The sequence below is a fragment of the Brachyspira sp. genome (assembly GCF_050873525.1).
Taxonomy (GTDB): Bacteria; Spirochaetota; Brachyspiria; order Brachyspirales; family Brachyspiraceae; genus Brachyspira.
On sequence record NZ_JBNMIZ010000129.1, the window covers coordinates 1 to 7,517 of the forward strand.

General features: G+C 31.0%; 9 protein-coding genes. 4 read left to right on the forward strand and 5 right to left on the reverse strand.

The window, feature by feature from the left end; all coding sequences use genetic code 11:
- Positions 1 to 60: 60 nt before the first annotated feature.
- The 3 genes from ACR0QS_RS08930 to ACR0QS_RS08940 are packed head-to-tail and all read right to left on the reverse strand — an operon-like array spanning position 61 to position 902.
- The gene (locus tag ACR0QS_RS08930; protein WP_432633093.1) at positions 61 to 450 is read right to left on the reverse strand and encodes a hypothetical protein; all 390 of its coding nucleotides are present in this window, start codon (positions 448 to 450) and stop codon (positions 61 to 63) included.
- Positions 451 to 489: 39 nt separating this feature from the next.
- Positions 490 to 678: a glycosyltransferase gene (locus ACR0QS_RS08935; RefSeq protein ID WP_432633094.1), complete on the reverse strand. Its 189-nt coding sequence runs from the start codon at positions 676 to 678 to the stop codon at positions 490 to 492.
- A gap of 41 nt (positions 679 to 719) precedes the next feature.
- Positions 720 to 902 (reverse strand): glycosyltransferase family 2 protein, encoded by a 183-nt coding sequence (locus ACR0QS_RS08940; protein ID WP_432633095.1) that lies wholly within the window; start codon positions 900 to 902, stop codon positions 720 to 722.
- Between the two features lie 329 nt (positions 903 to 1,231).
- Between ACR0QS_RS08940 and ftsZ the strand changes: the two genes are divergently transcribed.
- The 4 genes from ftsZ to ACR0QS_RS08960 are packed head-to-tail and all read left to right on the forward strand — an operon-like array spanning position 1,232 to position 6,272.
- Positions 1,232 to 2,887 carry a cell division protein FtsZ gene (gene ftsZ, locus ACR0QS_RS08945; protein WP_432633096.1) on the forward strand — a complete coding sequence of 552 codons (1,656 nt, stop codon included), beginning with the start codon at positions 1,232 to 1,234 and terminating at the stop codon, positions 2,885 to 2,887.
- Between the two features lie 40 nt (positions 2,888 to 2,927).
- Positions 2,928 to 4,826 (forward strand): tetratricopeptide repeat protein, encoded by a 1,899-nt coding sequence (locus ACR0QS_RS08950; RefSeq protein WP_432633100.1) that lies wholly within the window; start codon positions 2,928 to 2,930, stop codon positions 4,824 to 4,826.
- A gap of 5 nt (positions 4,827 to 4,831) precedes the next feature.
- Positions 4,832 to 5,461, forward strand: a complete 630-nt coding sequence (gene coaE / locus ACR0QS_RS08955) for a dephospho-CoA kinase (RefSeq protein WP_432633097.1) — start codon at positions 4,832 to 4,834, stop codon at positions 5,459 to 5,461.
- Entirely contained in the window at positions 5,412 to 6,272 is an 861-nt protein-coding gene (locus ACR0QS_RS08960; protein WP_432633101.1) for an SPOR domain-containing protein, read from the forward strand. Before coaE ends, ACR0QS_RS08960 begins: the two co-directional genes overlap by 50 nt.
- A 70-nt stretch (positions 6,273 to 6,342) precedes the next feature.
- Here ACR0QS_RS08960 and ACR0QS_RS08965 read toward each other — a convergent pair whose 3' ends face one another.
- Together ACR0QS_RS08965 and ACR0QS_RS08970 are read right to left on the reverse strand one after the other, a co-directional pair.
- Positions 6,343 to 6,495, reverse strand: coding sequence for a hypothetical protein (locus tag ACR0QS_RS08965; RefSeq protein ID WP_432633098.1), 153 nt, complete (start codon positions 6,493 to 6,495; stop codon positions 6,343 to 6,345).
- A 54-nt stretch (positions 6,496 to 6,549) separates the two neighbouring features.
- The coding region (locus tag ACR0QS_RS08970) for a hypothetical protein (RefSeq protein WP_432633099.1) at positions 6,550 to 7,517 on the reverse strand (968 nt) is incomplete at its 5' end.

Consider the following 7,517-nt stretch of genomic DNA (forward strand, 5'->3'; position numbering starts at 1 on the left):
AAAAATATTATAAATCATTTTTAATAATTATTAAATATTATTAAATAGATTAAAAAATAATTAACGCAAATTTTTTGTATAATCGTTGCTGTTCTTTTTTTGAATTTTGTTTTTATAAAATTTCTTTATCGGCTTAAAAAATATATCGGTAATCCATCCGTTGTCGATTGGAAATACTCTTCTTCTCGAAATAAAAAGAATGCATTTTCCAACCCATAAAACTTTATCGCTTTCATTACATACATCGTTAGAATATTGAGCGTCATCTCCGTCTCCAATTTTCACTTTCCAACCGCCCGACTTTCTCGCTATTTCGGTTTTTGTCGCTATTCCCGTAGTATGCGTTCTATTGGGAACTCTCCAAACGCTTATAATTTTTTTTTGTTTTTTCATCATTTTAAACCATCTCGCAATCCAAGGAACAAATTGAACGGGAAATCTTTTCATCATAAATCTTGGACAATGTTTTATAAAATATGTGTAACTTTTTTAATATTTTTCTGGAAGAATGTCGTAGAAAGCTTCAAGGACGGCGTAAGTTTTGCATAAAGTCGTATCGGTTTTATTTTCTATAATCGGCTTAACCATGTTTTCTATAAAATTTTCCGATATTGCAGTGTCGGCGTCAAAGAATATTATAACTTTTCCAAGCGCTTCTTTGAGTCCCGTGTTTCTCATATATTGAACATCCGATTTTTTATCGTTATGTAAAAGGCGAATTACCCCCCTATGAAGTTATCATATTGTTTTATAATATCCAAAGTTCCGTCTGTGGAAGAATCGTCTATAATTATTATTTCCATTTTCAAATCGGTTTTTTGATTATTAATAGAATCGAGTAAAATCGGCAAATATTTTTCTTCGTTATAAGTCGTTATAATTAAACTAACATCGTAATTCATAAAATTTTCTCCTATTAATTTTATAGATTGCTTCGGGCTTCGCCCTAATAATGACATTTATTGTAACGAACTAAATAAAAATAGTCATTGCGAGCATTTTGCCGACTGTGGCGTTGCACGAATTTATCGCCTATATTGGCAAATGCGAAGCAATCCATTTAAAATGAATTTTTTTTATATAATAACATATTTTTTTATTTTTTAACACTTGCAGAATTTTTGAATTATGTTAATATAATTATGTTTATTAAAATCAATAATATACGATAATAATTATAAGTATTTTGATTTTTTATTTTTCCAATAATTAATTAAAAAGGGAGTAAGCAATGGATTCTAAATATCGAATAGAATTGGCTGATAATTCAAAAGGAAATGCAAACATTAATTCTTTAAATGATTCTGGCACGGTTATAAAAGTTATAGGCGTGGGAAACGGAGGATGCAATGCCGTTAATAGAATGATAGAAGAGGGACTTAAAGGAGTGGATTTTGTCGCTATGAATACGGACAAACAGGCGCTTTCGAGGTCCAATGCCGAAACCAAAATAGTATTGGGAGAGAGAGTGACTCAAGGATTGGGAGCAGGAACGGACCCTGAAAAAGGTGCGGAAGCGGCAAAAGAAGATGTAGGAAGAATCGAAGAGATAATAAAAGGAGCGAATTTAGTTTTCATTGCGAGCAGTTTTGGAGGCGGAACGGGAACGGGAGCGAGTCCAGTCGTTGCGGATGTCGCTCATAAATGCGGCGCTTTAACCATAGGAGTAGTTACTAAACCTTTTAAATACGAAGGCAAATTAAAAATGAATAGAGCGGAAGCGGGAATAGAAAAAATGTTTACCGTTGTCGATTCGCTTATAATAATACCGAATGAAAATCTTTACGATATGATTGACGCGGAAACTTACGGATATACGGACGCTTTTTCAATAATAGACGATATATTGAGACAGGGAGTGCAGGGAATATCCGATATAATTACTCAAACTGGTTTTGGAGTAAATACCGATTTTGCCGATGTTAGAACGATGATTTCGCTTTCAAACGGAAGAGCGCATTTGGGAATAGGAATAGGAAAAGGCGAAAACAGAGTCGAAAAGGCGATAACAAACGCTTTTGAAAATCCTTTGCTTGATGTTTCGAGCATAAGAAATTCGAGAGGAGTTCTTGCAAATATAGTCGCTCCTAAAGATTTTGGGCTTAAAGAATATAGAGAGGCTACAGAAAAAATAAGCAGCTACGCTCATGAAGATGCAAATATAAAAATAGGAACTTGCATTGATGAAAGTCTAAATGAAGAAATAAGGGTTACAATAGTCGCTACGGGTTTTGAAGCTAATCAAAACGAAAATAACGGAACTGAAAATAAAGATTCCGAAACTGATAAAAGCGATATAAAAGAAGATAATACAAATAATGCAAATAATATTACAAATAATGAAAATAATAATTCCAACGAAAATATAATTGATAATATTGATAAGTCTGAAGATACTAATTTAAATCTAAATGAAAAAAAAGAACCAGTTATTAGTAGATTTAATTTTAGAAAAATAACTTCTGAAGATAAATCTGCTAACAATTATAACGATATTGATAATAAAAATAGCGAGATAGAAAATTTTAACGACAATCATAAAGAAGAATTTGAACAATCGGAACAAACGGCTTTTAGTAGAAATATAATTAATAATCAAATAAGAGAAAGCGCAAATTTGGTAGACGATAGAGCCGACAGAAATGAAGAATATAATAATTATTCCGTTGGAATCGCTACCGAAGTTGCAGAAGCAGATATTAAAGAAGAAGTTAGAGAAGTTGCAAAACCAATATTCGATACTATATCGGAAGAAGATATGAAAATTCATAACGATATGGGAGCGAAGAATTATATATTCGGAGCGAACGCTAATTCTTCTATTGATTATGACGATACTCCAGCGTTTATGAGAAGAGCAATTGTGGCAAGAAATGTAAGAAAATAAGGGTTTAATTTTGAGATTAATATTAGTTTTTTTTATTTCTATTTTTTATTTTTGCGCAAGTTCGGTTTCTTTCGGACAATCTGCTAATAATAATTTGCAAAACGCTTTGAATTTTTATAATAACAGAAATTACGAAAATTCAATCGCAGTTTTGGAATCTATGAATATTAAACCGAGCGATATAGAGCCGTATTTATTATTGATAGACAATTATATCAAATTAAAAAATTATTCTATGGCGGAAACTCTCATTAACGATGCGGCAAATTATCATTCCAGAGATTTTAGAGTCCTTGAAAGAAAACTTAATATTGAACTTTTGAATAATAGAAATACGGAAGCGAGAAGAACTATTAATTCGATTAAGGCTTTGGATAGTAAAAATTATTTTGCAAATTACGCTGAAGGACTTTTAAATGAAAGAATGGGATATTATAAAACCGCTATGACTCTATATGAAAGAGCGATTATCATAGACAAAAATCGAGCGGAAGCTCCCGTTTCTTTAGCATATTTACAGCTTGCAAGCGGAAACAGTAATAGAGCTTTAAATTTATTAAATAATAATATTGATAATAATCCGAGAATGGCGGAATCATATTATCATTTGGCTAATTATTATTATTTGAATAGAAATTATAACAGAGCTTTAAGCGAAGTTAGTAACGCTTTTTATTATTATACGAATTATAACGAAGCTAAAATATTGCAGGCAAATATATTTTTGTCTTTGAAAAGATATAATGAAGCGATAGGAATTTTGGAATATATTCCCGATTCTGAATTTAAAAATAATAGCAAATATTATTATATAGGAAATGTTTATGAAGAAGCGAATAATTATCCGAACGCTAAAAATTCTTATATAAATTATTTAAAAACAAAACCAGAAGACGAACTTGGGCGACTTGCCTATGAGAGAGTTTTATTAAATACAAATCCTACTCCAGATTATGAGAGAAACAGAGCGGCATTATATTATGGAAATATGGCTTCTTATTATACAAGGCTTGCAGATAATGTGAGAGCGCAGGCTTATTTAAAACATATGTTAAAATTAAATCCTGCGAATACTTATGCAAGGCTTATGCTTTCGGATGTTTATAGAAGAATGGGTTTGGAAGAGAGAGCTTTGGAAGAATTGGAAATAGCGAAAAATGTCAATCCCGAAGATAAATCTATTGTTTATAAATACGACAGTTATAAAAGAAGGTTGGATAAAAATATTCCGTCAAGAAGCTGGGGAATAGAAAATCAATATAATTTGGAAAAATCTGGTTATACGATTGCAATAGCCGATACCATAACCGCTCAAAAAGACAGTCCGATGTTTTTCAATACTGCTTTATATCAAACTTTATCTTATGTTTTGCCTCAATATGGGAAATTTCAAGTATTGGATATTTATACGAATTATTATTCTGAAAGAGATTTATACTCGGAATTAAATTTAAGAAAAGTTGATTATTATTTAAGAGGCTCGACTTTTGAAAACAGCGCCGATAATTTTACCGTTATGCTCGATTTGGTGGAAGTGAGAAACGAAAGAGTAGTTACCAATTTTACGATTACAACGAAAGGTAAAGATAGAATCATGAATGCGGCGGTAATGACTGGAAAAGTTATAGACAATGCGATTCCTTTTTATTCTAAAGTTATTAAGATTCATAATGACAATATTTATATAAACGCTGGCAAATTGCAAGGTTTAACTAATGATATGAATCTTCTAATTTATAATACGACTACGGCTACAACTGATTTATCGAATAGAAGCGCCGATATGTCCATTGGAATGGTAAAAGTTATAACGGCGGATGAAAATGTTTCTTTAACAAAACTTATTGACGGAAGGGCTTTAAGTAGAATAAATCTTAATCAAATTGTTATTCCTTATATTACAAATACTTCTGTTAATTCTGTTCAAGCTCAAAATTGATTATTATGAAAAATGTTATTGGAATATACGGGCTTATATGTTCGGGGAAAAGTTCTTTTTCAAAACTGCTTGCAAAAGAATTGAACGCTTTATATATTGACGCCGATATTATAGGACATGATGCCTTAAACGATAAAAATAAAAAAGAAGAATTAATAGAAGCCTTTTCAAACGATATACTCGATAATAACGGAAATATAGACAGAAAAAAACTCGGAAAAATAGTATTTAGAAATTCAAAGAAATTAAGAAAATTGGAAAGTATAACTTATCCGTATATTGAGGGCAAAGTATTTGAATTATTAAATTCCACAGATAAAGATGTCGTTATTGAAGCCGCATTGATTATGAGAAGCGAAATATATAAAATATGCAATAGTTTAATATATGTCAATTCAAAAACCGCGGATATTATAAATAGAATGAAAAAAAAGCGAAATATCTCCGAAAAAGAAGCGAGAAAAGTTTTAAAAATGCAAATCGATGTAAAAAATAAGAGGTCCAATGCCGATATTATAATAAACAATATGAGAGATTATAATCATTTGGTTATAGTTTCAAAAAAATTAGGAAGGCATTATGGAGATAAACATAAACGAAAATCAAAACAAGGCAGAAAAAGATTATTCTATTAATAGTCCTAAAAATAATTTTGAATACGGAAGAAAAAAAACTTTATATATAGTTAATTTTACTCCTTTAAGATTATTGATATTTGCGGCAAGTTCAGTTTTGCTCGTATTATTTATTTTTATTTTGGGTTTTCATTTGGGTTCTTCAAAACCTAATAATTCAAATAGTATGGCAAATAATGACGATATTATTGATAATTCTTCGCAAATACTTATGCGAACAGAAGAATTGGCGGGAAATAGAAATTTTGGAAGTTCAAATTTTGAAAATTCAAATAACGATATTTTAACTTTATCGGAAAATACTCAAAACGATAATTATAGCGATTATAATAATTCAAGCATAATAAGGGAAAGTTCGACTCCCGAAGACAGATATAACGAATATACTCATAGTTTGGCTTCAGAGTTGGACGCGATAATTAAAGAAAAAAATAGTTTATCTCCAAATTCAACTTATAATCCGCCTCAACAATTTGCGAGTATAACTCCAACTACTTCTTCTACCGTTAGCGAAAGTGCGACTGTTACAAAACGCCCTTATACTCCGACATCTTCCGCAGATTCCGTTTATTTTATACAGGTAGCGGTAGGTTATGACAGAGACAATACTTATTCGGCTAGAGATAATTTGAAAGCAAAATTTCCAAAAGCTTTTATAAAAGAGGAAGCGACTTCGGACGGAAAAACCATGTATAAATTAAAAGTGGGAAGATACGATACGAGAGAGGACGCTCAAAAGGCTCTTGCCGAAATTAAAAAGATTGCCGCTTATAAAGACAGTTATATTTATTCGGATAAAAAGACGAGCTAAAATTTTATAAAAATTACTAAAATAGATATAATCTAATATTAATGGAATTCTATTTTAAAATCAAATTCTATTAATTTTGGATTACTTTACGCTGTCCGACTTTACTATATCTGCCGTAAGCAAGTTTCGGTTTTTTACAAAATCTCGTAATGACAAATTTTAACTGTTCATTGAAAACATTTGAAAAAACGAAGTAGAAATCAAAAATAGTAAGGCTTGCCAAAAAGCAAGCCTTGAGGATTCATCTGAAAAAGTTTATGTTAATTTATATTTATGTCTATTTATTAAATAACTGCCAGCCAGAATCTGGATGCGCTTCTAAATGCCAATCATAAGCGCGATTAAATACAAATCTAAAGTTATGCTTCCATAAATCATATGATAAATTTATTTTTTCATTCAAAAAATTGTCTATTTGCTGAGGCGGTAAATCCTGATGATAATATATATTATTCCAATATCCGTTTCCTTGCGTATTATAATAGAAGTCGACTCCGAATTCGTTAAAAAATTGGTCCGTATAGCCTATATTCATTACCAAAACCTCTAAAGCGCCTTTTCCTCTCTCTCCCATATGTTCCGCTCTCATAAAGGTATTAAAGTTATCAGAATTTTCTCTGGTAATTTCATCTTTAGTCAATAATGTTTCATATAATCCGCCTACAGTCCAAGTTCCTGCAGAATTTCCGCTATTATATTTTGTTATTACTCCTACTCTGAATTTTCTTACTTTGATAGTTCCTTTATCTTTTTTATAATATACGATATCAAAATTTTTATCGAAATAATAATAATTTCCATATCTATGGTCGTTATGACGATTATCTCCGTCTCTTATAAACCATCTTTTCCCGTCTTTAACTCCTTCTCTGCTTATCATTTTTTGCCAAGTAGTTGATAAAGTTTCCTCGTCCATATAGCTTATTGACGGATAATTATTTCCAGAAAATGGAGCATAAACTGTCATGTATGTATTTTCTGCAAAAGTTTCTGGAGGAAGTTCAGGTTCGGGTTCAGGCTCATTTTCATCAGTTCTTTCCCATACTACCGTAAGATTTTTATCCCATTGCGGAATAGAACCAGTAGGTCCCGTTCTTTCGGGAATTGGCGGTTCGATTTCTGTCGCTTGTCTGTTTATTGTCGGTTCGGTAGATTTTTCGCCCCCAATACAAGAAATAATCCCTGCGATGTTAAATATTGCTATTAATAAAATAATAAATAATTTTTTGGCAATCATAAATAGTC